Below are 24,032 nucleotides of genomic sequence, written 5' to 3' on the forward strand. Positions count from 1 at the left end.
CGAGGTTCCGCGCACGTGCCGCTAGCGGCTCGTGCTGAGTTTGCCTCGGGCATAGCCGATTCCGGCCGCCCCGACGCTTGCCACCACGGCCATGGCACCCCAGGCGCGCACCGGATTACCGCGGGCAGCGGCACTGGTTTCGCGACCGACTGCGCGAGGCAGGATCTTGGCGGTGTAGGCGCGCTCCGAGGACAGGGCGTCCTCGGCCCCGATCAAGCGGGCGATAGCTGCCTTCGAGACGCCCTCGGCGTAGCTGCGAGTGATGAGGTAGCGCGGACGAGTGCGGTCTGCGCTGACCGTGTGATCGACGACGATCGAGGGATCGAACACGATCTGTGCATCGGGATGCGTCTGCCGCAGACGGATGCACAGTTCCGTTTCCTCGCAACCGAGCGGAACTCGACCGATTCGGCCGATGCCGGAGACGAACCCACCGAGTGCGACGACCGGTTCGCGGCGGAACGACATGTTCGCGCCCATGAGGTTGCGGACCTGAGCGGTTTCCGTTGGCTGTCCGCGGTAGGTGCACCCGACGACCCAATCGAGTTCGCCGGGTTCACCCACTACCTCGGCCGGTAAGAAGGCCGGACGTTTGTCCGGCCATACCGGGTATGCAGAGCCCCCAACGGCGTACACGGCATCGTCCGAGTAATGGGACAGAATGGCTCCGAGCCATTCTGTGGTGCGCGGTGACGCGTCGTCGTCCAAGAAGACGACAATGTCACCGGTAGCGAGATCCAGAGAGGTGTTGCGCGCACCGGACAAGCCGCGCGGGTGGTTGTTCTCCACCACGTTCACGGTGTTGTGCAGCGGCAAGAACTCCTCGCGTGCGCGCTCGGCCAGCTGTGCGTTGTGATCGATGACGACGATCAACTCGTCGGCCGGTACGGCCTGATCGAGGACGGCACGCACGGCGGTCCGAAGTTCGGACCACCGAGCCAACGTGTACGCGCAGATGACGACCGAGGAAGTCGGCAGACTCACGCCGTCCTCTCGCGCAGTTCGAGAACCTCGTTGTAGGACTCCAGGGCCTCGAACTCGAGGTCCATGTCGGTACGAGCGTCGATCGACTCACGCAACGGACGAACGATGGACTTGCGCTTGATGCGGCGAGCTCGCATGCGCTCGGTCATCAGTGTGCGCAGTACTCGGAAGCCGTCGGAGAAGGTGCGCAGGTTGCTCTGGCCGTAGATCCGGGCCAGCTCGACGCTCGGCACCTCTTCGATACGAACGGAAGCCTCGGCGAAGCGGCAGTTGATGATGGTCTCGATCTCGAATCCGTCGCCCCAGAGCATCATGCCCTCGGCTCCGGGCTGATCGACGACGGGCAGATCCAGCACCGGCACCAGGTCGCGCCAGAAGGCGTTGTAGCCGTAGCAGAGATCGGAGAAGCGGGTTCCGAACAGCGTGTTCGCCACCAGGTGCAGGCCGCCGTTGCCGGCGCGACGCAGCGGCGTGATGTCGTGGCTGCCGCCACCCTCGCAGAACCGGCTGCCCTTGGCGAAGTCTGCGCCGGCGATCAGGGCCTCGACGAAGCGCGGGATCTCGGCAGCATCGGCCGAACCGTCGGCGTCGAACATGACGATGATGTCCCCGGTGGCAGCCTCGAAGCCACAGGCGAGCGCATTGCCCTTACCTTTGCGAGTCTGCTTGATGATGCGGATGTCTCCGCGGATCTCGCGAGCGGCATCGATGGTGCCGTCGACGGATCCACCGTCGACGAGCACGAGCTCGTAGTCATGGGAGAGCAGGGGGAGGACATGGCGAAGGTTCGCGGCCTCGTTGAGCGTCGGGATGACGACACTGACGCGGGGATTCTGACGATTCAACATATCCATTCCACAGGGGTCGAGTGCGATGGGCAGATGTCTCCGAGCTCCGTGAAACGACCCCCGCCGCATCCACAGACAGTGTCTTGACGCTTGTTGTGAAGCGTTAGAACCTGTTTCCATTGACTGATAGCAAGCTTAAAAGATGCGACGAGATTGTCAAGCCGCAAACAAACCAACTGGAAGATTGTTTGGAGACGCTCGTCATAGTTTGTGATCCGGTTACCGAGATCGGTACTGGTAGACGATCGTGTCGGCATCCTGGTACCGAACCGACCACGCCGAGTTGGTCCGCAACCACTGCCGGAAACGGTTCACGGCGTCGTCGGGAACGAACCCGTAGTAGTGCATCGCTTCCAGCGACTGCCGAGTCAACACCATGTACGTCGGTGTTTCGCTGACCGACGCGTTGTAATCGATCTGGCCGAGCTTCTCCGGCGTCGGGAACCCCTGCATGTACTCGGGGCCGAGAGCGTACAGAGGAACGTCCCAGTAGTCGTTGGCCTCGGTCAGACGGCCGTAGTCCGATGTCGATCGAGCCGGGTAGCCCGAGGAATAGAGCATCGTGACGGCGGTGCCGGAGGGTGACTGCGCGGCCACCGCTCGGGCATCGTCGATCTGATCACGATGCTCGAGCACGATCGGCCACAGTCCGAAGTACGCCTGCAGGCCGAGGACAGCCGAACCGATCGCGCCGGCTGTGGCGACCGCGACCGAGGTACGGGCGGTGAGCCTGCGGGCCCGCGACGGCCGGTCCTGGGACGGCTGACGGTCGAACAGGGCGAGAAACATCGGCGTGATCAACAGAACGCATCCGGGGATCGCATAGAGGTACACCCGGAAGATCGCCTCGCCGCCGTAGCTCTGCCCGGCGAGCAGCATGATCGAACCGAATGCCATCACCATCGGGGCCCAGAACGTCTTCTTGGTGCGCCAGGCGTAGATCGCCGAGACGAACGCGAGGCCGAACACCCCGCCGGACAATGCCCGGCAGACCAGGGACGTGATCTGTTTGCCCAGCACGCCCTCTTCCTGGACGTTGCTGGCCGCGTTCTGAACCGGGTCGAACCCCTGGAAGAGCCCGTACGGTGCCACGATCGGCAACCGTGGATACAGATACCCCAGCAGGATGACGCCGAGCGGAATCATCAGCCACCACGGCTTGGCTCGTCGGGTCACCAGCAGTACACCGGTGACGGCCATCAACCAGTACGGAGTCAACTGATGCGTCGGCACCAGCGCTGCGAACGGAACGATCGACAGGAACGCCGCGGATCGGGTCAGCGGCGAGGACATCAGCAGCGCCAGGAAGCCGACGGCGAGCAGCAGCGCCCAGGCCTGCGGGGAGTAATAGTCCTGGCCCACCCAGTTGATGACCTCGGCGAGCATCGCGGCGGTGACGGCGGCCCGCTCGGTGAACTTCATGACTCGGGCCAGACCGTAGATGCACGCGGCGAGCACCACGTGGATCATCGGCGCGAACACGTGCGCCAGCGACAGTGTGTCGTAGCCGGTGACGTGCTGGAACCACGCCGAGACGAGGAAGAAGCTCGGCCACTCGCTATAGATGTCCACCCCGCTCGGGGCCAGCCGGTTCATGTCGAGGACGAACTCGGTGACGGCGACGTGCTTGTACGTCCAGTCGTAGATCGGCGCAGACGTGATCAGCGTGACGGTGAATCGTTGCACCACGATGGCCAGACCGATCGCGACCATCATGGTGCGCAGCTGATTCCGCCGCAGTGCGATCAGGAACGCCGCGATGATCAGGACCATGCACAGCACGAGCCCCGGGCCGGTGCCGGCGGTCAGCAACCCGAACTGCGAGTACGTCGCTCGTTCGAGACCGGGCAGCATCGGCAGCCACAGAAAGAAGGCCAATGCGAGAATCAGACCGGCAACGTTGCGGCGCAGGGTGTCTCGGTCGGTCAGCACGAACTTGGTCGACGCGATGGCCGCGGCGCGGGACGACGGTGAGACGACCGCACGTGTGCGCGCGATCCACTCGGGCAGGTCGGGACGACCGTGCTTGCGGTACCACAGCACCGACGAGCCGATCAGGGCCAGACACAGCCACAACGTCCACATCCGGGGCGACCAGCGGTATCCCCACATCGCCGCCGACACCATCAGTGTCACCACCGAGATGCTCAGAATCGGCAGCGCAGCCGGAACCGCGGTGCGAGGGATGCGAACCCACGACAGAATTGCCGCACCCGGCCCGAAGAACAACAGGACCGTGAGCAGCACGACGCGAACGAGCGTGGGCAGCGCGATCATCGAGGCCAGACCGGACCCCGCTGCCAGAACGGCGATGTCGGCGTAGCGCAGTCGACTACCCGCGCGTCGCGTCGTGCCTGCCGCGGTATCGGTTGTGCCGACCGGCCATTCGAGGGTCCAGTCGGACGGGACGAACAGCTTGTGCCGCAGGTCCCCGAGGGGCCGGTGGCCGGAATCAGTCGAGGACCGGCTCACGGCTCACCCCCGCCAACGGAGTGCGCTCGCGACCTTCGCGCCTGCTGCGCCGAATGGCCGCGGGGCCCTTGGCGATGGACAGCAATTCCATTCGGCCGATGCCATCGGGTAGGTCGGCAGCGAGATCGTCAGGAGGCGACGCGACCTTGCTCATCTTGGCCGACAACCGAATTGCGCTGCCGAGCCGGCGGAGCGCCACCGTGGCGGCGAGCGTCGCAGATCTGCGGTTCGTGGCGACGGTGTACAGCCAGGCACCGAGGCCGAGGCCGTAACCGCGGGCCTGCACCGCCAAGGCCTCCGAGTCGGCGCGGTGCCGGTGCCACACGATGGCCGCCGGCTCGTACACCAGCTTGTCGCCCGCCATCAGTACTCGAAAGAACATGTCGAGGTCCTCACCGCCGTTGGTCGGGGAGCCGACTCCCAACGCCTCGTCGAATCCTCCCAGATCGAACATTCGATCGCGGTCCACGGCGAAATTGGCCCCGGTTCCGTACATGCCGACCTGGAACGGAAACAGCGGTACATCGGCTGGGGGGTTCTTCAGGTCGTAGACCCGAGGCGTGACCGAACTCGCCCACCCGACGCGGCGGTCGAAGTACGCCTGCGCCTGGGTTCTGATCTCCCCGCTCGGCACGATCCCGGACACGCAGGTCACCCGGTCGGCTCGTGCGAAACCGCGCGCGATGCTCTGCAACCACTTCGCATCCACCGCGACATCGTCGTCGGTGAACGCGACGATGGTGTTCCGCGCCGCACGCAAACCCGTGTTCCTCGCCCTCGACAGCCCTGCCGTCGGTTCGGATACGACGCGAATGCGCTTGTCGCTCAGACCGTGGACGTACTGCTGCGTCGCATCGGTCGGAGAGGCGTTGTCGACGACGACCACCTCGAAATCCGGGTATTCCAGAGCGGACACCGATGCGAGCGCGCCCTTCAGGTGATCGACCCGATCCCGGGTGCAGATCACCACAGTGATCGGGGGCAGGGACCGGCCGGGTTCCGGCAGAGCCTCGGGCATCGGAACCTGCGCGAGCGACATGGCCGCTCGTCGCGCGTCTTCTGCCGCGACCGCGCCGTCGACGACATCGAGTTCGACGAAGCCGAGCGGGTCCAGTCCGCGTCGGATCAACAACCGGGCACGCCGGTAGCCGTCGGAATCGTCGAGGGCGAGAGAATCCGGGAGTTCCTGCTCCAGGTCGATGTCACCGATCCACACGGCACCGTCCCATTCGGGAGACTGGAGTCTGGGGAGCGCGGGAGGTAACACGGGAGGGGATCCTTTCGGGTGACACACATAGGGCAGGTACTGCGGTCTCAATCGGTGCGATACCGCACCCAGTCGACGGCCATGGTCGCCGGGAACGGCGTCGAATTGTCGGTTGGCCCGGGCCAGTCGCCGGCCACGGCGACGTTGAAGAGCAGGAAGAACGGCTTGTCGAAAACCCAGTAGTCGTCTCCGCCGACGAGGTCGGCCGGGGTGACGGTGGCCAAGGTGGTGTCGTCGATGCCGGTAGTCACGCGGCCGGGTGAGCGTTCGACCCAGTAGGTGTGGAAGCCCTCCGACAGCGGCTCCGGTGGAATTCCGCCTGCGTCCACTTTCTGGCTGGTGAGCGAATTTGGCTGGGGCGCATGGATTCCGGTGTGGTACTGGTCTGCCTGGTTCAGGGTCTCCATGATGTCGATTTCGCCGGAGAGGGGCCAGCCGACGGAGTCCAGATCGGTACCGAGCATCCAGAACGCCGGGTGCAGTCCGGCTCCGGCAGGCATCTCGATCCGAGCCTCGACGCGGCCGTAGGTGAACTCGAACTTGTCCTTGGTGGTCACTCGGGCCGAGGTGTAGCCGTCACCGTTGCGCATGGCGTTGATGACCATGTGGCCCTGGCCGTCGAGGGAGGAGTTCTCGGTCGAATCGGTGTAGTCCTGCTTCTCGTTGTTTCCCCAACCGGTCCGACCGACGTCGTGGCTCCATCGGTCGTCCGCCAACGCGTCGCCCGCCGTTCCCGAGAAATCGTCGTAGACGGTGTATCCGGGCTTGGCTGCCTCAGTGTTCGACGCCGATGTCGTGGAGGTGGCGTCGACGCCGCCCTCGGCAGTGGATCGACCATCGGACTCGGATCCGTCCGAGCGATGCGCAATTCCGTACACGGTGCCGGTGACGACCAGACCCAGCACGACGAGAAATGCCAGCACCGACGGCCAACGGCGGCGCGGACGCTCGACGAGCAGACCGGAGCCGGGGAGCCGCGAGACCTCGACGGTCCCTGTGCCGGACTCCCCGCCCGATGCGGAGTGACGGCTCACGCGGACTCGTCGAGGGTTTTCGGCACTCGCGTCGCGTTGAACTGCGAGACCGAGAGGACCAGGACGCCCACCAGAAGGGAGTAAGTGGCGACGCGTTCCATGGACCCGATGCCGAGTCCGAATTCGTGACCACCCATATAGGCGAAGTACCCGGCCAGACCGACGGCACCCAGCGCAGTGACCACGATGCGGATCGTTCGTCGCAGACTCCGGTGCCCACCGGCGACGACGAGGCCGAAGTTCCCGAAGATGAAGAACACGGTGGCACCGAACGAGTGGATCGGGTAGTTCACGCCCTGGTTGACGACGCCGGCCGTGATCGCACCCGCACCGGCAACAACGAAGAACGAGGCTGCCCTGCCATCGATCCGGCGAACGATGTACCACGATCCGCCCACGGCCGCGATCGCCACACCGAACAGCACCATCGAGGCGTTCAGCAGGACGTAGAGCTGGCTGCACGGCCAATCGCCGACAGGACCGCAGAAGGGGATTCCGAGTTCGCTGATGTAATTGTTCCGGTAGCTGTAGAGCCCACGCCACGTGGCCGAGACGATGTACTCGACAAGGACGAACTGCACCACCGACAGACCTGCCCACCGAGCGACATGGGCAACGAAGCGCGATCGTTTCGCTGCTGCGGTGGGCTCGGCCCGCGCCGTCGCGGCGTTCGCTTCGGATTTCGCTTCGGTGGTCATGCGGTCTTCTCCTGAGGGGCGAGCAAGGCGAGGGGGTCGGCTGCCACGAGATCGAGTGCTGCTTGCACGGTCTGACTGTCGAAAACATTGTCGTGGAACGATGCCGAGACGAACACGACCGAATCGATGGTCTCCATCGTGATCATCACCGACTCCGGTCTACCGGGAGCCGCGATCACGAAGAACGCTCGGTCGGCAGGTTCGGCAATCCAGGAAACCGGCTCCAGCTGCCTGACTCTACCGACATCCGAGAACATGAGCTCGACGTTCGGCCGCACCGGAACGCGGTCGTCGAACACACCGGAGACAGCTCGGTGCTCGCGTTTGTACTTGATCGTGCTGATCGTCGCGGACGCGATCGGACGGCCCTTGTCGATGGCACCGGACAACGCGTCGTTCACCTCACCGGGCGAGGCGGGATCGATGTCGGTAAAACCGATCCCGGCGGCGAAATTGCCGAGCACCGTGGTCGACGGCGGGAGGTAGCGGCGGCAGTCGAAGAGAAACCCTGCGGATCGAGCGACAGAAAACGACGTACGCACGAAGGCCGTGGACACGGCCGCGCACATCACGGCACTGACACTCGCACCGGGCAGATGGGATTCTCGCCACCGACGAATCGCGGTGGTGGTGCCCGCCGGCGTCACGGCAACGGCGACCGCGGCGGACGGTGTCCAGGGCACACATTCCGTCGGCGATGCGGTGCTGGATACCTCGGTCGATTCCTGCTTCATGCCGGGACGAACGCGGCCGTAGATCGTGTCGAGAACCTTCCGCGGATTGCGAACAGCCCAGTGCAGCAGTGCCTTTCGTAAAGGATGCCCCTCCACTGTACTGCCGGCCCAGGCCGGAGGCGAAGCGTTCGGGGTGGCGTCGGCCAAGTAGGCGAACAGGTCTACCGGCAACAGAGCGTCGCCGAGGCCGTGATTGAGATCGAGAAACAGGTATCGACCGGCCAGCCGGATCCGAACGGGAACCTCGGCAGCGGACTCATGCGCGAACTCGGTCAACTGCTTCGCCAACTGTTCGTGATCCACGGACGGTGCCTCGGTGATGTGCTCGACAACCCGATCCGGCTCGAAAGTCCATGCTGCCGACGACTGTTGGGCACGCAGACCCAGTCGAGTTGCCGGACCGATGGACGCCAACGCGAGCACGCGGCTCTGCACACGTGCGAGATCGCCGAAATCCGCAGGCCCCAGCACGGTCACGATTCGTGAATCGGACCGAAGCATGTCCAACGAACTTGCTCGATAGATCTGGGTCATGGCGCCGTCCTGTGTTGAGCGTGCACCGGAATGCGACGCGGCGACGGTTCGTCGTGCTGCCGCGGTGCGTCCTGTGGCTCGCTGTGACGAGGTCCGCGAAGTCCTGTTTCACCGTGTCGGGGTTCCCGTCGACTCTCGCGGGGGGAGCCGCCGTCACGATCGTCGATCGGCCCGCGTGGACCGGGATGGCCGGACGATCCTGCATCGTTGCCGGACTGGCCGTTGCTGCCTGCCGACAGCTCACGGATCCACCGAATCAACGGCACGATCAGCACGAGCGCGCCGAATGCCTCGGCAGCGAGGTAGGCCCAGCCCACGGCCGCGATGCCCATCGACGACGACAGCCCGATCGATCCGCCGATGATGAGCGAGGTGGCCACGACCTGCACGATCACGGCCAATCGCATGCGTCGGCGGACCCGAGCCAAACCGTCGTAGAGGGAACCGACCACCGAGAGCGGAATGGTGAGCGCGGCGAGCTGCACGATGATGGTGCCCTGGTCGCGGTAACCCTGGCCGATCAAGCCGAGGCCGAACGGTGCGATGAAGGCCAGGAAGATCGACCCTCCGACAGCAACGATGCACACGAGAGTCATGAACCGTTTGGTCAGGCGGTGGAACTGTTCGGGATGTGCGGCGACCTCGGCGACGTACGGCCCGATCAGAACACTGATCAGAATGTAGAGGGCGCTCACGATCGACCAGGTGAGGGAGAAGTATGCGTTCTGCTCGGCTCCGAGGGTGGCGACGACGATCATCGGCACGAGCAGTGGAGCGAGCGAACCGAGAGCGGTGATGCCGTAGGCCGAGCCGAAGTAGGCCCACATTTCGCGTCTGGGCGGCAGATCCGGCTTGCCGGCGTACCGCTGTTCGGTGCGCACGTTCTTCATGATGGCGCGCAAAACGAAGATCGATGCCACGATCGCGGGGACCGCCCACGCAGAGATGATCGAGGTACTGCGCTCGGTGGTGAAGAGCGCCAACAGCAGGATGAACTTCAGGACGGCGTGGAAGACGTTCTTGCCGGCAGCCCAGCGTGCGACACCGAGACCGGACGAGGTCTGATCTTGGAGCGCGAACACCGCGAGCACCGCGACGAAGAACGGGAACGTCACGATTTCGGCGGTGTTGGTGAACATCTCGTCCCTGGGAGCAACCAGGAGGAAGCCGCCGCCGAGCACGAATGCGAACGCCGTGACGGTGAGATAACCGCGCACGATGAACGATTTCGCCAACCGGCCCGAGACCGGAAGGAATCGCTCGTACATAGAACCGAGGCTCAGGTTGGAGAGCGTCGAGAGCATCACCGCGGACGTGATGACGGCAGACGCGCTGCCGACCTCTGCCACGGGATAGAGGCGGCCGGCCGCAGCCCAGAACAGCAATCCGAGCGCCCCGGTGATGGCCGTCGAGAGCATCAGTGCCAGCGAATTGAGCGCGAGGTTGCGATCGGACGCCTTCGAACCCGGTCCCGATGCGGGTACCGACTTCACGTCGGCTGCGGCGAGGTGATCGGGGTTCGTATCCAACACGCGGACCGAAGTGTGACGTGGCACGGTCGGAACCGGCATCGTCGGACTGTTCATCAAACCCATGTCGAACCGCGCAGGTTCGACCGGATACCACCGAAGTTGTTCGAGCTGATCGTGTTTGGGTGGCGCGATCCTGGGAGCGCGGTGCTTCACAGCCGGACCCGCCCCACTGCTACAGGCGGCGACGGCGCGGAGATCTCGATGTCGAACGCAGCGGAGGTGGCCGCGATCAGTTCGGCTCTCACGTTCTCTCGCAGATCGCGGCCGTAGAGCGAATGATCACCGGACTCGAAAGACGTGACAGTGGGGACGGATGCTCGACGCTGCAACCGGCGCATACCTTCCGGCCCCCGGTTGGTCTCGAACCAGGTGGCGTCGGAGGGAGAGAGCAGTACCTGCGTCCGCACGCCCCGATCGCTGAGAAGGCGCAACGAGATCTCGGGAACCTGAATCAGTCCGCGCCGTCCGAGCCAGATCCAGAGGGCATAGGGAATCCGCGGCTGCAATGCATTCTTGGTCGCGACACCCCAGTGGTGCAGTCGATCGAGTACGCGCGCCCGCAGTCCTGTCTCCTCGGTGTGCATCGAGGAGCGTTTGACGAACTCGAGTCGACGGGTGGTCCAGTCCAGCGTGTTGAGAAGTACTGCCGACCGCACTCCCATCTCTCGGGCTGCAAAGCTGGAATACCATGACCCCGAGCACATTCCGGACACCAGCACATTGTCGGGTGAGGTACCCGACTGCTGGACGGCGGTGAGGGCGTCCTCGTTTCCTTCGGAACTGTAGAGCCGAGTCACCTCCCCGTCGGTGACGGCACCGGACTCGCCGGTGCCACGCCGATCGAAGCGCACCGTGGAGACTCCGAACCAGGGGAGAAGCCGGGCCAATTCCACCCACATCCGCACCGGACCGACGCGGTGCTCGTTCGCGGTGGGGTAGAACACCACCGTCGGCCCACCGGGTAGGCATCGATCCGAACTGGAACGAATCGCGAAAAGCTCCTGCGCACCGAGGAATTCGATGCTCTCGTGGATTCCATCGACCAGTGATCGCGTTCGAAGCAGCACCTCGACGTCGTAGGCGGGTCGGCTCGGGAACTTCGACGCCGTCCAGGTGGCGAGAGTGGCGATGTCCGCGGCCGGGATGATGACCTCGAAGTCGCTCGGCTCGAGAAAGTCGTCGTGACCGGTCAGCGTGTGCTCGTCGGCCGAGAGTGCGTCGACCAGTCGGCGTACCGGCTTCGAGTCGCCTCGCTCGGCGCGGGTGGCGACCAGTACCGGTGCGTCGGTCGACGTCTTCGCGGCGTCGAGTGCGGAGAAGTCTGCGACCGAATCGGGATGCAGCACAGCGCCGATGATCGACACACGGGGATCGGCGTCGGAATCGGTGGTGACGCTCACCGAATACAGTGCGCGCTGCTCGTGCAGATACGACCGTCCGCGGACGACCGGATCCCACAGCGTCAACGCGGTCAGTGGCCCACACTCGGTGGCGACAGAACAGGCCAGGAGTGCACCCATGCGGAGGCCCACCAGCCCGACCTCGCCCACACCGCAACTGCGTACGTAGGAAACGGCCTCGACGACGCTGCGCTGCCAGTGGCCGACCGCGCCGGGCCCGTCCTGATCTCCCCACGAATCTCCGGTGCCGCGGTAGTCGAATCGCAACACCAGAAGTCCCTGCGCACAGAGCTTCTGCGCCAGCAGAGTCATGCCCCGGTACGAGTCCACTTGCTCCTTGCCGAGCGGCGGGCACAGGACGACGCCTCCGCGAGCCCGACCGTCGGACGGCACGTGGACGGTACCGAACAGTGGTGAATCGGACGGGCCGAACCACGTCGGGTACTTGCCGCCCTGGGTACGCGAGGAGGACTCGGCGGGAACGGAGCCGATGCGCCGAGGAGCGGTGCGGGAACTGTTCACTTCAAATGGTCCTTCTGCGTACACGGGTGAAGCGGAATCGATCAGGGGCGCAGTGCAGCCGGCCACGCGGAGCGATCGAGCCCGTGGTTGCGGAGCATCGCCAGCGCGATGCGTTCCATACCGAACCCGACGCATGCACTGTGAGCCGGTTCGCCGTCGACGGTGGAGATGTCGAAGGTGTGGCCGAAGTGATCGCGGTGGCAGTTGCACGAGACGACCGCGGTGCCGTCGTCCAGGTCTCCGTAGAGCTTGACGACCAGTTCGGTCTTGAGGTTCTCGTTGCGCTGGTTTGCCGCGAGCATGCGTCCGGCTCGACCGAAGAACGGATCGTTGGCGATGACCGCCTCGGCTTCGAGCCCCAGATCTGCCAGCACCTGCAAGCCACGCGGCACCCAGCGTTCGCGGTGCTCGATCGCCTCGTCGGGGGTGCCGACGCGGACGAACTCGTGCATCCGAAATGCTTGCATCCGAGCCGGATCGACCGCAGGCTCGTGCCGGAAGCAGAAGCCGTAGATGTCCATCAGGGCACCGTCGGCCGGCAGTGTTCCGGTGAGCATCGAGTACGACGGGTGGCAGGCCGCCGAGACCAACATGGTTCCGGCGGAATGCAGAAAGTGATCCCAGTCCTTGCCGTCGGATCTCTCCGCCAACAACGCTGCGTGCTCCTTGTTGTCCCCCTCGAACGTATTGATGGCACCGGTGAGATTGGGGAACGACGCGATGTAATCGGTGCGCTCGAAGGCCTCTCGGGGGAAGACCGGAGCGAAGCGGAATCGCTTGGCCCGATAGCCGTGCTCGGTGGCCCCGGCCGCGACGACGCGAGAATCGATGAATTCGATGATGTCCTCGAATTCGCCGCTGCGCCCGTACAATCCGGGAATCGAGCTGGGCACCAACAGGCCCGCGTCGATGAGTTCGGCGCGGAAAGCTGCTCGGGCGGAGTCGAGTTCGCTGAGTTCGGTCTCCGGTGCAGACTGTGTGGTTGTCATCATTTTCCCTTGTAGACGAGGGAGAGCTGCGAGTTGTGGCCGAGAATGCGCTCGTTGCTCACCATGATTGCGGACCCGTGCGCATCTCGGAGGTGCCGGCCGATGCTGAGCTCGCCGTCCTGTCGGTAGCCCGAGATGCCGCAGATCTGCAGGGCTTTGCCGACGATGTCGATGACGAGCGTCGACGCGGTGACCTTGACATTGTTGATCTTGAGCGCAAAACCGATGGCTCCGAGCTCGGCCGGACTGTCTGCGACGGCCTCGAACTTCGCAGCTGCGCCGAACACCGTGTCCACCAGCTGCTCGTGAACCACCATCAACTCCGCCAGACGCAGTGCGCTCGGCGGCGGTGTTCCCGGTGTCTTGCGCGCGGCCTTCTGTACGGACTTGCGCGCCTTGGTCACGGCGGCGTCGGCTATACCGAGCCAGGCCGAGCCCCACAGCACGTGTGCCACCGGAAGCATGGTCTGCGCGGAGATGTCGCCGTAATTGTCGCCCAGAATGTTCGACGTCGTCGTGCGCGCGGCGAGCATGAAGCCGGGACTGCAGGTGCCGCGGAATCCGAGGGTGTCCCAGGTGCCGGTCTTCTCGAGCGTCACATCGGGCTTCTCGCACACCACGAGGACCTGGTCGCTCGGCGGGCTGTCGACGCTGCGTCGCGCCGTCGCCAGCACGATCTGTGCGTACTCGCCGTACGAGATGACAGGTGCGTTCTTGCTCAGGGTGATCCGCTCACCGTCGTACTCCACCGCACAACTGCTCGATCGGACATCGCCGCCGATGTTGATCTCGGTAGTGGCAGAGGCCACCAGGATGCGATCGGTCACAATTCGTCGCTGCAGGTCTGCCATGGCGTCGGACTTGCCGTGGCGCACGATGCTGAGCACCTGCGACTGGTGCATGACGAAGATCATCGCCGTCGATGCGCACTCGGAGCCCAGGGCACGCGAGATGCGGGCGATGTCTGTCAGGGTTGCCCCGCCACCGCCGAACTCGCGCGGAATCCCGACACCGAGCAGCCCGGCGTCGCGCAGCGCATCCACCGATTCGGTGGGGAATCGGGCATCGCGATCGACGTCGTCGGCATAGGTCCGCAGAACGGCCAGCACGTCGGTCATCGACTGGTCGATCGAGCTCTCGTAGACGGTGGTCATGGCTTCAGTCCGTCAGCTGGGCGATGGCCGCGGCGATGGCGTTGATGCTGCCGAAGGTCGACTTCTGCAGCATGGTGTCGGGAAATTCGACGTCGAACTCGTCCTCGAGGGCGATCATCACGTTGACGCTCGCGTGCGAGGTCAGGCCGCTGTCGTACAGATCGGCGGCTTCGTCGATGCCCTCCACGGGGACCGGCAGCTTTCCGAATTTCTCCAGAACAGTTCGCACCCGAACCACGTCCTGAGCATTGAGCGTCTGCATCGAAAACCTCCACCGATCGCGTTAACCACGAGACCGGACGGCCTCGTAGTCGTCTCCAGGTCCGCTGGCTGCGCGCCTTTTCGACCCAAAGTCTCCCCAGACCCTCCCAAACAATATCCTAGATTGTTTAGTAGCGTTAGTTCGATGCCCGCATCGGTCCTTCGGACCGCCGTACACTTCGAGTGGAGCGGGGGCTCGTGAGGGCGCCGGATCGGGCGCCGAATCGCAATGTGCAAAGGACTGTCTGGTCGATGAGTGGAGTCTGCGGGGTGTCCGTCGGTACCGGTGCCGTGCGCATCGCGTACATCGCGGACGGGCGCCGCGTCGAAGACTCCATCGACGCAGCGGGCGCACACGACCTGCTGCCCGGCAAGCTCGTCGACCACGGCCCGTTCGAGGACATCGTGCTCGCCGGGTGGGATACCGCGGCCGTCACGGCCCTTCTCGACACTCTGGGCGACCGAACGGTCCCCAAGGCCCGCATGGTCGAGGAATCTCAGGCCCTGATGGCCTATGCGCGCACGGTTCCGGAACTGGCCGACAAGGACTACGTGCTGGTGGTGGACCTGGGCAAGAAGGGGCTGTCGGCCACCGCACTCGACGTCGCAGGCGACTACATCGAGTGGACCGCACGCACCGTCGACATCAGCGGCGATCGCTTCGACGAGGTGGTCCGGGGCATCGTGATGGCCAAGGGCATCCTGCCTGCACCGGTCGGCCCGGAGGGCGACGAGGAATACCAAGCCTTCTTCCGTGAACTCAAGGAACTCGTCAGCTCGTCGGCGGGTGTCCGGGCACCGAACCGCGGCCCGATGTTGCTCAGCCGCAAGGAATTCGAGCGCGAGATCACCCCACTCGTGTCCGACGCCCTGGACTGGGCGTCCAAGCAGGCTCCCGACGCGGTACTGCTCATCGGCGGCGGCGCAGCCATTCCCGCGGTGCGCACCATCATCGAAGACAAATGGAATGTCCCGGTCCATGTGCCCGACGCGCCGGCAATGGCCATCGCCAAGGGCGCAGCGCTCGACGAGAGGCCCGTTCTCGGAGCCGTCGTCGACACCGATGTTCCGGATGCCGGTGTTCTCGAGGCAGGTGTTCTCGATGCCGATGTTCTGGACGCGGATGTGGGAATCATCACCGTGCCGGACGACGCGTCGGAGCTTCTCGATGCGCCCGGGACCACGGATTTCGGCGCGGTCGACGAGTGGATGGTCGACGGCCTGACCGTCGATCAGCTCGCCACCGAAGAACTGGCGATCACGTCGACCGTCTTCGACGCTGCTGCAGCCGACTCTTCGGTGATCGGGCCCGCGGTTGTAGAGCCTGCGGTCGAAGAGCCTGAGGTTCTCGAACCCGATGTCGTCACCCAGCCGGCGCGGCGCACGACGAGATGGTCGGTGCGCGACGCATCCGTGCTGGCGGCGGTAGCCCTGGTGATCGTCGCGGTGGCAGGTCTGGTGTTCACCCGAGGAAACACTCCGGCACCCACTCCGCTCATCGACGAGCAGATTCCGGTCGATGCCGGCTTCGCTGCCGCGCTCGCCGACGCGGCCGGACCGGCCGAAGATGCAGCTCCCGGGCCGGCCGAGCTGCCCGTCCAGGGACCGGTTCGCCTGTCGGACGCAGATCTGTACGAGCGAGCTTTCACCTACGACGGCGAGCTCTACCGACCGGATATCGGTTCGGAACTGCCGGAATAGACCGCGGGGCGGGAACGGGTGGCTGGAACGGGGAGCGAGACCTGTCCTGTCGTGGCTGCTCTGGGGCGCGCACCCCGTAGTTTCGGTCGAGGCGGTAGCCTGGCGCTCTGGACGAGGTGTACCGCGTCCGCCGTAACTGCCGAACGAAGTGAGGCCGACAACTGTGACTGTGCTGCTTGGGGTGTCCATGGGGACCCGGGCTGTGCGCACGGCGCAGCCCCGAGCCGAGCAGTTCCAGGCTCCCGTCGCCGACGCTTCCGGCCTGGTCACCGACATCGAGCGGCCACTGTTCTTCCGCAACGAACTGATCGACAGCGTGGGCGGCGACCTCCCGCATCTGGCCGCCGAGTCGATCGGTGCGGCCGTCGAAACCGAGCCCGAACTCGCCACCGGTGTCGCCTACCGCGACCCTCGGCAGGCCGATGCGTTGCATGCCGCGCTCGCCGGTGCGCACCTGCACAACTACCACCTGGTGCACGAGGTGGAAGCCGTCGTCGAGTACCTCGCCGCAACCGGCGAGGCCCGTGACCACAGATCGGTCGCGTTGTTCGATCTCGGCAGTTCCGGACTGACGGTCAGCGTCGTAGACCTGGTGCAGCGGACCGTCACCGCCTCGCAGCGATCGGGTGAGTACAGCGGCGACCTGCTCGACGCCTACGTACGCAACAACCAGCTCCAGCGTCTCGGCAAGAAGACGACGGACCCCGACATCGCACTGTTCGAGAAGCGCTGCCGAATCGCCAAGGAACGCCTGTCCACCCAGGATGCGGTGTGCCTGCCCGATGCGAGCGGAATGATTCTGCTCTCGCGCGAGAACTTCGAGCTGTTGATCACCGACCTGCTCGACGAAGCCATCGAATTTGCGCGCGGAGTGTTGATCGGCGCAAACGTGCCCATCGACGCCGTCGTGCTGATCGGTGGAGGCGCACGCATGCCGATCGTGCAGAATCGCGTCGGGCCGCTGCTGGAACTGCCGTCGATCGTGCCGACCGAGCCCGAGACCGTCGCAGCGCGCGGTGCGGCTCTGGCCGCGCGACCTCACTCGCGCACTCGAACCGATCCGCGACGGAGCCCCGACGCGAACCGGCAGGTGGTACCGCAACCCTCGGATGGGATCGACCCCGCGACTCGCGTCGACTCGGCCCTCACATCTGCGCCGGTTCCGCAGCACCGACCGGCACCGCCGCGTCCGCCGCAGTCGCGGGTGGCGCGCCCACGGCCCCCGCAACCTACTCCGCCGCCGGCAGCGCCGGTCCGACCGATTCCGGCTCGCACCGAATCGATGCACGCCGCACCGCCGGTGCCTGCTCCGGCTCCGATCGCAACCCGTCCGGTTCCCGCGCGTCCCTGGGTTGCGTCGGCCCCGGTCGACACCACGATCGCCGACGCGGTCGACCCCACGAGTACGGTCGGTGGGTTCGAATCCTCGAGATTCACCGATTCCTTTGTCGATTCTCCCAATTCTCTTGCTGTGGAGCCGGAGTCGTCACCGGCGGTAGCGGATGATGTTTTCGACGACCACGTGCAGGGGGCGCGGGTCGACGGGGAGGTCGTTGCGTTGAGCACGAATGCCGGGGAGAGCACCGTCGAGGACGCGGTCGATGACTCGGTCGACGACTTGGAGGTGGCCGAAACTGCTGTAGCGCACAGTGTTACGCAGGCACCCGATAAGCAGGTCGATACCGAGGCGACGGTCGACGACGACGGTAGGCCGGTTCCGTTCCAGCTGAAGAACATCTACTGGCTCGATGCCGACTACGACGACGACGACGGTGAGGACGATCGAACCCGCGCTCGGCGCAGGCTTCGCACCGGTGGTGTGCTCGCGCTCGGCCTCGCCGCAGTGGTAGGCGTATCCGGGTTCATGCTCACCCATCAGAACACCCCGCAGGTGGTCGACACCTCGGTGAGCCGCACTCAAACTCAGGCTCCGGCCGTCACGACGGTTGCGCCCACGTCGGAGACACCTGCTCCCGTGTTGCCGCCTCCCGCGCCGGAAACCACCGTCGAACCGACCACCGAGCCGTCGGAGACCGAGGTCTACCAGGAGCCGTGGACGCCGGAACCGACGACGACCACCACGGCCGAGCCCGCACCGCCGCCGCCGGTCGAGTCCATCCCCCCGACGACGCAACAGCCGCCGCCGCTGATTCCGGGCTTCCCGGACTTCACGCTGCCCGGCTTCCCGCCGATCGCTCCGGCCGCTCCCTGACCCGATTCACCTCTCTCCGTGAGTGTTTCGCGGTCTGATGTGTTCGAAGATCAGGATCGTCTCGGTAGCGGCGACGGCAGGGTCGGCGCTGAGATTCTCGACGACGAAATCGCGGAGCGTGGCGGTGTCGACGGTTGCCACGTGCACGAGGAAGTCGTCGGCACCGGCAATGAAGTAGATGTTCAGCGTCTCTTTTCGGGAGGCGATCTTCGATCCGAATTCGCTGATCCGCCGTCGAGCATCTGCTTGGAGCCGTACCGAAATCATGGCCTGGATACCTTGGCCGAGGGCCTCGGGATCGATGTCTGCGTGAAAGCCGCGGATGACACCGCGTTCGACGAGGGCACGAACCCGGGCCAGTGCGGTGGACGGAGCCACACCGGCCGCGGCAGCGAGTGCGTTGTTGGGGGTACGGGCGTCGCGGCGGAGTTCGTCGAGCAGGATGTGATCGATCCGGTCCAACGGGATGGGCCGAACATCGTTCGGCTGGGACCCCGTGCCGCCCGTCTCGAACGAACTATTGCCCACCATTCCAGGAGCATACAGAATTATGTTCACTTCCGTTGCGGGTATTCCGTAGATAATTCATAGTTGGCCTACACGAATGGAGCCACGGCTTCACGTCACCCACCACCGAGGAGGCCGCCATGAAGATCGGAATTCCACGCGAGATCAAGAACCACGAATACCGGGTGGCCATCACCCCGGCAGGCCTGCACGAACTGGTCTCGCGAGGACACGAAGTGATCATCGAAACCGAGGCAGGAGCCGGATCGTCGTTCACCGACACCGACTACAAAGCCGCCGGTGCACAGATCCTCACCGATGCCGCCGAGGTCTGGGAAACAGCCGAGCTGCTGCTGAAGGTCAAAGAACCTATCGCCGAAGAGTATTCACGCCTGCGCAAGGGACAGGTGCTGTTCACCTACCTGCATCTCGCGGCGTCGAAGGCCTGCACCGATGCGCTACTGGATTCGGGTACCACGGCCATTGCCTACGAAACGGTCACTGCCGCAGACGGTTCGCTGCCGCTGCTCGCGCCGATGAGTGAAGTTGCCGGACGCCTCGCGCCGCAGGCCGGTGCCTACCACCTGATGTCCAGCGAAGGAGGACGTGGAGTTCTCATGGGCGGAGTGCCCGGAGTACGTCCCGCCAATGTCGTCGTCATCGGAGCCGGTGTGTCCGGAAAGAATGCCACCGCAATCGCTTTCGGAATGCACGCCGACGTCACCGTTCTCGATCTCGATGTGAAGGCGCTGCGTGCCATCGACGATCAGTACCGCGGTGCCGTCAAGACTCTGGTGTCGAATGCGTACGAACTCGAACAGGCCGTTCTCGCCGCGGATCTCGTCATCGGTGCGGTGCTGGTGCCCGGAGCCAAAGCTCCGAAGCTGGTATCCAACAGCCTGGTTCAGCGTATGAAGCCGGGTTCGGTTCTGGTCGACATCGCCATCGATCAGGGCGGTTGCTTCGAGGATTCGCACGCCACCACCCACGCCGATCCCACGTACAAGGTGCACGAGTCGGTGTTCTACTGCGTCGCCAACATGCCCGGAGCCGTTCCGCGCACGTCGACCTACGCGCTCACCAACGCCACCCTGCCGTACGTCGTCGCACTCGCCGACAAGGGCTGGGAAGCTGCCTGCGAGGCAGACGCGGGTCTGAAGGCAGGACTGAGTACGCACAACGGTGCACTGTTGTCGGAGACCGTCGCAGCTGCATTTGCCTGAGGAGCGGCTCCGCCGCACGTGAGCGGAAACTCGTAGCAGGGGTCGATGTTTCGGTCACATGCGGCGAAGCCGCTCTAAGCGCTGTGACGACCCGAACCCCGCGATCGAGCGGGCTTGGGCGTCCGCGACGACGACGCGCCTTTTTTGGACGAGGTGATCGGCCGGGCCAGCAGCACGGCGATCGCGGTGGTGAGGGGCACCGACAGTGCGAGGGCTACACCGCCCACGGAGGATCTGACTATTTCGATCGACACGGCGTCGCCGGTCAACACGTCCTGGATCGACCGGTCGGCGACGCTGAAGAGCAACAGCAGCGGCAGCGCGCCACCGGCGTAGGCGAGTACGAGGGTGTAGACGGTACTGGCGATGTGATCGCGCCCCACCCGCATCGCGGCGGTGAAGATCTCGCGCCGCGACGCGGTCTCGTCCACCGACGCCAGCTCGAAGGCCGCCGAGGCCTGAGTGATCGTCACATCGTTGAGCACACCGAGCGAGCCGATGATGAAGCCGGCCAACAGCAGCCCCGTGACACTGACGGTACCGATGTACGTCTGCACCGCGGTGTTCTGTTCCTCCGACAACCCGGTCAGGTGCGTCATCCGAATCGCGACGTACGACAGGACTGCGGCCAGGCCCATCGAGGTCAGTGTGCCCAGTAGCGCCGAGCTGGTGCGCAGATTCACCCCGTGCGCCAGATACAGCACGGCGTAGAGGATCACCGCACCGGCGACAAGAGCGACGGGAATGGCGGGTGCGCCGTCGAGCAGAGCCGGCAGCATGAACACCACCAGTACGGCGAACGCGATGAGTAGGCCGACCAGCGCGCGGAATCCCCGCCATCGGGCAACGACGCAGATGACCACGGCGAACACGCCGACGATCAACCCGAGCGGAAGTCCGCGGGAATAGTCGTTGAAGGAGTACCGGATTCCACCGGAAGGATCTGACTGCAGAACCAGTCGGATGTCCTCACCGGCGCTCAGCGTCGGTTGGCCGGGACCCGGCGCGATCTCGAGCACCGTCCGCTTGCCCGCGTCCTGGCCCGATGTGATGTCGACGATGCTGCGCTGACATTCGTACGAGTCGTTGACCGCAGGCGTCGGGTTGCCCGTGAACGCTCTGCCTGCGTCGGGACTCCCGCAGGGCCCGATGCTCTGCGACGTGATGGTGCCCGCCTCGGTGGACACCGCACCTCCGCCCGAGGTCTGGAACGGCAGTGGGATGTCGATGTTCTGTTTGCTGGGCCACAGCGCGAATGCACCGGCGATGACGGCTATGCCGATCACCACGAGCAGCCCGACGACGACCTTGGCGGCTACCGGGCCGAGCGGCACCGGACTGTCGCTGTGTCCGTGCCCGTGGCCTACATGGGAGTCGAGGCCCGGCCTGGTGCCGTCGGGATGATTGCCGTGTGGTTCCACGCTGCAAGGCTAGTACGGGGCCACCTCGGTGGCCGATGCGAGGAGCTCGGTGGCGGGGAGCAGGGGGGGCGTCCCCCGCCACCACCTGACCGCCCCGGGGGGGGAGGGGACGACCAGGGCTCGCGGGCACCGAAGTGCCGTCCGCCAATCTACAGATCATTCGGCCGCGGGGCGCGCTCCCACCCAAGTTTCTTGCGTCACTTTCAACTACTTGCGCGTAACTTTCGACGTCACTGCTTGTAGGAAGCGAGAAAGTTGCCGAACCTTTCGATCGCTACGGCCAGATCTCGCGCCCAGGGCAGAGTCACAATGCGCACGTGATCGTGGCCGGGCCAGTTGAAGCCGGTGCCCTGAACCACGAGGATTTTCTCCTGTAGCAACAGATCCTGCACCAGCTTTTCGTCGTCGTAGATTTCGTGCACCTCGGGATCGAGTCGCGGAAACGCGTACAGCGCTCCCCGCGGCTTGACGCACGAGACGCCATGAATTGCGTTGAGCTTCTCCCATGCGACGTCGCGCTGCTCGAGCAGGCGTCCGCCGGGCAGGATCAGATCCTCGATGCTCTGGTAACCACCGAGTGCGACCTGAATGGCATGCTGCGCAGGCACATTGGGGCACAGTCGCGTCGACGCGAGAAGGTCGATTCCCTCGATGAACCCCGCTGCGTGCTTCTTCGGCCCGGTGATCGCAAGCCACCCCGCGCGGTAACCGGCCACGCGATACGCCTTGGACAGACCGTTGTAGGTCAGGCACAGCAGATCGGGAGCCAGGCTCGCCAGCGAGGTGTGCTGTGCGTCGTCGTAGAGAATCCGGTCGTAGATCTCGTCCGCGAGCAACAGCAGCTGGTGCTTGCGCGCCAGATCGACGATGCCCTGCAGAACTTCCTTCGAGTACACCGCGCCGGTCGGATTGTTGGGGTTGATCACCAGCAGCGCGACGGTCTTCGGAGTGATCTTCGACTCGATGTCGGCCAGATCGGGATTCCACCCGTTCTCCTCGTCGCACATGTAGTGCACGGCCTTGCCACCGGACAGCGTCGTCATCGCCGTCCACAGCGGGTAGTCCGGGGCCGGGATCAGCACCTCGTCACCGTCGTCGAGCAACGCCTGCATCGTCATCGTGATGAGCTCGGACACCCCGTTGCCGAGGTAGATGTCGTCGACGTCGAGCTCGGGGAAGCCCGGTTCGAGCTCGTAGCGCGTGACGATGGCACGTCGCGCCGACAGAATGCCCTTCGACTCCGAGTAGCCCTGGGCGACGGGCAGTGCGGCGATCATGTCTCGCACGATCACATCGGGAGCTTCGAAGCCGAACGGAGCCGGATTACCGATGTTCAGCTTGAGGATGCGGTGCCCCTCGGCTTCGAGTCGGGCGGCATGGGCGTGTACCGGTCCACGGATCTCGTACAGCACGTTCTGCAGCTTGGTCGACTGCTGCAACGTGCGGTAACGCGGCTGGGAGTTGATCTGTGGAGTGGTCACCCGTCATATCGTGCCAGGCGAGCGGTGCCGGGTTCCACAAGGTTGTTTCGGGCGGTTGTTTCGCGAGAGGTTGTTTCGGCCGGGTTGTCGGTGGCGAGTGGAACAATCGACACATGTGCGGACGGTATGCCAGTACCCGGAGTGACAGCGACCTGCAGGCGGTGTTCGACATCGCCGAAACAGTGGGCGAGGAGGTGCCGCCGTCGTACAACGTCGCCCCGACGCAGACGGTGCGGACAGTGCTCGAACGCGCCCACAAGGACGAACCGGAGTCCGACGCCGTGCGGCAACTGCGTTCGGTGCGCTGGGGTCTGATCCCCTCGTGGGCGAAGGACGCGAAAATCGGTTCTCGGTTGATCAACGCCAGGTCGGAGACCATCACCGAGAAGCCCTCGTTCAAGAAAGCCGCGAGCCGTCGACGCTGCATCGTGCCCGCCGACGGGTACTACGAGTGGGAGAAGCGCGACGGGGGAAAGGTGCCGTACTTCCTGCATACGGAAGGCGTGCTCGCGATGGCAGGCCTGTACGAACTGTGGCGAGATCCCACCAAGGCAGAAGACGACGAGGACAGGTGGGTCTGGTCGGTCACGGTGCTCACCTCGCCGGCAGCCGATGCACTCGGCCACATTCACGATCGCTCGCCGGTCGTGCTCCCACCGGATCTCCGCGCGAGCTGGCTCGATCCCACCGTGACCGATCTGGGGGCGGTACAGGACATGTTGGCTGCCATCCCGGAACCCCGGCTCGCGCCCTACGAGGTGAGTACCGCAGTGAACAGCGTGAAGAACAACAGCCCGGAACTGTTGACGCCGGTGTGACGGTGGGTCAGGTCAGTCTGGTCCGGCAGATGTCGAGAATCGCGGACCGCTCGTCCGGCGACAGATCCCCGGCCACCGGCGAATCGAGAATTCGACGCAAGCGCTGGAAATAGGTGCGCCCGTCGACGCCGAATGCGACGTAGATGTCCTCGTCGCTGCCGCCGCCGTATCCCTGCCAGGTTCGGCCGAATGTCAGAATCTCGTGGTCCACCGATTGGGTAGTGGTCCGGCGCATGGTGT

The 24,032-nt window shown here is 65.0% G+C and carries 20 protein-coding genes; 4 read left to right on the forward strand and 16 right to left on the reverse strand.

Annotated features, from left to right (window positions below):
* Positions 1-21: 21 nt before the first annotated feature.
* From ACQR3T_RS17050 to ACQR3T_RS17105, 12 genes are all read right to left on the reverse strand, one after another.
* Positions 22-984: a glycosyltransferase family 2 protein gene (locus ACQR3T_RS17050; RefSeq protein ID WP_428694250.1), complete on the reverse strand. Its 963-nt coding sequence runs from the start codon at positions 982-984 to the stop codon at positions 22-24.
* Positions 981-1,838: a glycosyltransferase family 2 protein gene (locus tag ACQR3T_RS17055; protein WP_080734185.1), complete on the reverse strand. Its 858-nt coding sequence runs from the start codon at positions 1,836-1,838 to the stop codon at positions 981-983. The genes ACQR3T_RS17050 and ACQR3T_RS17055 overlap by 4 nt, the downstream gene beginning before the upstream one ends.
* Positions 1,839-2,051: 213 nt before the next feature.
* Positions 2,052-4,304, reverse strand: a complete 2,253-nt coding sequence (locus tag ACQR3T_RS17060) for a hypothetical protein (protein ID WP_428694251.1) — start codon at positions 4,302-4,304, stop codon at positions 2,052-2,054.
* A complete protein-coding gene (locus tag ACQR3T_RS17065; RefSeq protein ID WP_428694252.1) occupies positions 4,285-5,571 on the reverse strand; it encodes a glycosyltransferase family 2 protein in 1,287 nt (428 codons plus the stop codon). Before ACQR3T_RS17065 ends, ACQR3T_RS17060 begins: the two co-directional genes overlap by 20 nt.
* Positions 5,572-5,618: 47 nt before the next feature.
* Positions 5,619-6,605, reverse strand: coding sequence for a glycoside hydrolase family 16 protein (locus ACQR3T_RS17070; protein WP_428694253.1), 987 nt, complete (start codon positions 6,603-6,605; stop codon positions 5,619-5,621).
* Complete coding sequence (locus ACQR3T_RS17075) at positions 6,602-7,303, reverse strand: DUF998 domain-containing protein (protein ID WP_428694254.1); 702 nt, start codon at positions 7,301-7,303, stop codon at positions 6,602-6,604. The genes ACQR3T_RS17070 and ACQR3T_RS17075 overlap by 4 nt, the downstream gene beginning before the upstream one ends.
* The gene (locus tag ACQR3T_RS17080) at positions 7,300-8,571 is read right to left on the reverse strand and encodes a hypothetical protein (RefSeq protein ID WP_428694255.1); all 1,272 of its coding nucleotides are present in this window, start codon (positions 8,569-8,571) and stop codon (positions 7,300-7,302) included. The genes ACQR3T_RS17075 and ACQR3T_RS17080 overlap by 4 nt, the downstream gene beginning before the upstream one ends.
* On the reverse strand, positions 8,568-10,142 hold the full coding sequence (locus ACQR3T_RS17085) for a lipopolysaccharide biosynthesis protein (RefSeq protein WP_428694256.1): 1,575 nt from the start codon (positions 10,140-10,142) through the stop codon (positions 8,568-8,570). Before ACQR3T_RS17085 ends, ACQR3T_RS17080 begins: the two co-directional genes overlap by 4 nt.
* A 110-nt stretch (positions 10,143-10,252) precedes the next feature.
* A complete protein-coding gene (locus ACQR3T_RS17090) occupies positions 10,253-12,025 on the reverse strand; it encodes a hypothetical protein (RefSeq protein WP_428694257.1) in 1,773 nt (590 codons plus the stop codon).
* A gap of 41 nt (positions 12,026-12,066) precedes the next feature.
* Positions 12,067-13,014, reverse strand: a complete 948-nt coding sequence (locus ACQR3T_RS17095) for an amino acid--[acyl-carrier-protein] ligase (RefSeq protein ID WP_032376190.1) — start codon at positions 13,012-13,014, stop codon at positions 12,067-12,069.
* On the reverse strand, positions 13,014-14,168 hold the full coding sequence (locus tag ACQR3T_RS17100) for an acyl-CoA dehydrogenase family protein (protein ID WP_032376191.1): 1,155 nt from the start codon (positions 14,166-14,168) through the stop codon (positions 13,014-13,016). Before ACQR3T_RS17100 ends, ACQR3T_RS17095 begins: the two co-directional genes overlap by 1 nt.
* Before the next feature lie 4 nt (positions 14,169-14,172).
* Positions 14,173-14,430: an acyl carrier protein gene (locus ACQR3T_RS17105; protein ID WP_032376192.1), complete on the reverse strand. Its 258-nt coding sequence runs from the start codon at positions 14,428-14,430 to the stop codon at positions 14,173-14,175.
* Between the two features lie 251 nt (positions 14,431-14,681).
* On the opposite strand from ACQR3T_RS17105, the gene ACQR3T_RS17110 reads away from it, so the two are divergent.
* Both ACQR3T_RS17110 and ACQR3T_RS17115 read left to right on the forward strand, forming a co-directional pair.
* Positions 14,682-16,130, forward strand: coding sequence for a hypothetical protein (locus ACQR3T_RS17110; RefSeq protein ID WP_428694258.1), 1,449 nt, complete (start codon positions 14,682-14,684; stop codon positions 16,128-16,130).
* Positions 16,131-16,293: 163 nt separating this feature from the next.
* A complete protein-coding gene (locus ACQR3T_RS17115) occupies positions 16,294-18,342 on the forward strand; it encodes an Hsp70 family protein (RefSeq protein WP_428694259.1) in 2,049 nt (682 codons plus the stop codon).
* Between the two features lie 6 nt (positions 18,343-18,348).
* Here ACQR3T_RS17115 and ACQR3T_RS17120 read toward each other — a convergent pair whose 3' ends face one another.
* A complete protein-coding gene (locus ACQR3T_RS17120) occupies positions 18,349-18,873 on the reverse strand; it encodes an Lrp/AsnC family transcriptional regulator (RefSeq protein ID WP_428694260.1) in 525 nt (174 codons plus the stop codon).
* Positions 18,874-18,989: 116 nt separating this feature from the next.
* On the opposite strand from ACQR3T_RS17120, the gene ald reads away from it, so the two are divergent.
* A complete protein-coding gene (gene ald / locus ACQR3T_RS17125) occupies positions 18,990-20,072 on the forward strand; it encodes an alanine dehydrogenase (protein ID WP_428694261.1) in 1,083 nt (360 codons plus the stop codon).
* Positions 20,073-20,146: 74 nt separating this feature from the next.
* On the opposite strand, the gene ACQR3T_RS17130 is transcribed toward ald, so the two are convergent.
* The gene (locus tag ACQR3T_RS17130) at positions 20,147-21,493 is read right to left on the reverse strand and encodes a YibE/F family protein (protein ID WP_428694262.1); all 1,347 of its coding nucleotides are present in this window, start codon (positions 21,491-21,493) and stop codon (positions 20,147-20,149) included.
* A 230-nt stretch (positions 21,494-21,723) separates the two neighbouring features.
* Positions 21,724-22,974, reverse strand: coding sequence for a pyridoxal phosphate-dependent aminotransferase (locus tag ACQR3T_RS17135; protein ID WP_032376196.1), 1,251 nt, complete (start codon positions 22,972-22,974; stop codon positions 21,724-21,726).
* A 113-nt stretch (positions 22,975-23,087) separates the two neighbouring features.
* On the opposite strand from ACQR3T_RS17135, the gene ACQR3T_RS17140 reads away from it, so the two are divergent.
* Positions 23,088-23,792 carry an SOS response-associated peptidase gene (locus ACQR3T_RS17140; protein ID WP_428694263.1) on the forward strand — a complete coding sequence of 235 codons (705 nt, stop codon included), beginning with the start codon at positions 23,088-23,090 and terminating at the stop codon, positions 23,790-23,792.
* A 7-nt stretch (positions 23,793-23,799) separates the two neighbouring features.
* Here ACQR3T_RS17140 and ACQR3T_RS17145 read toward each other — a convergent pair whose 3' ends face one another.
* Positions 23,800-24,027, reverse strand: a complete 228-nt coding sequence (locus tag ACQR3T_RS17145; protein WP_269602553.1) for a DUF3263 domain-containing protein — start codon at positions 24,025-24,027, stop codon at positions 23,800-23,802.
* Positions 24,028-24,032: the final 5 nt, after the last annotated feature.

Source organism: Rhodococcus sp. IEGM1428 (genome assembly GCF_050321865.1).
Lineage (GTDB): Bacteria > Actinomycetota > Actinomycetes > Mycobacteriales > Mycobacteriaceae > Rhodococcoides.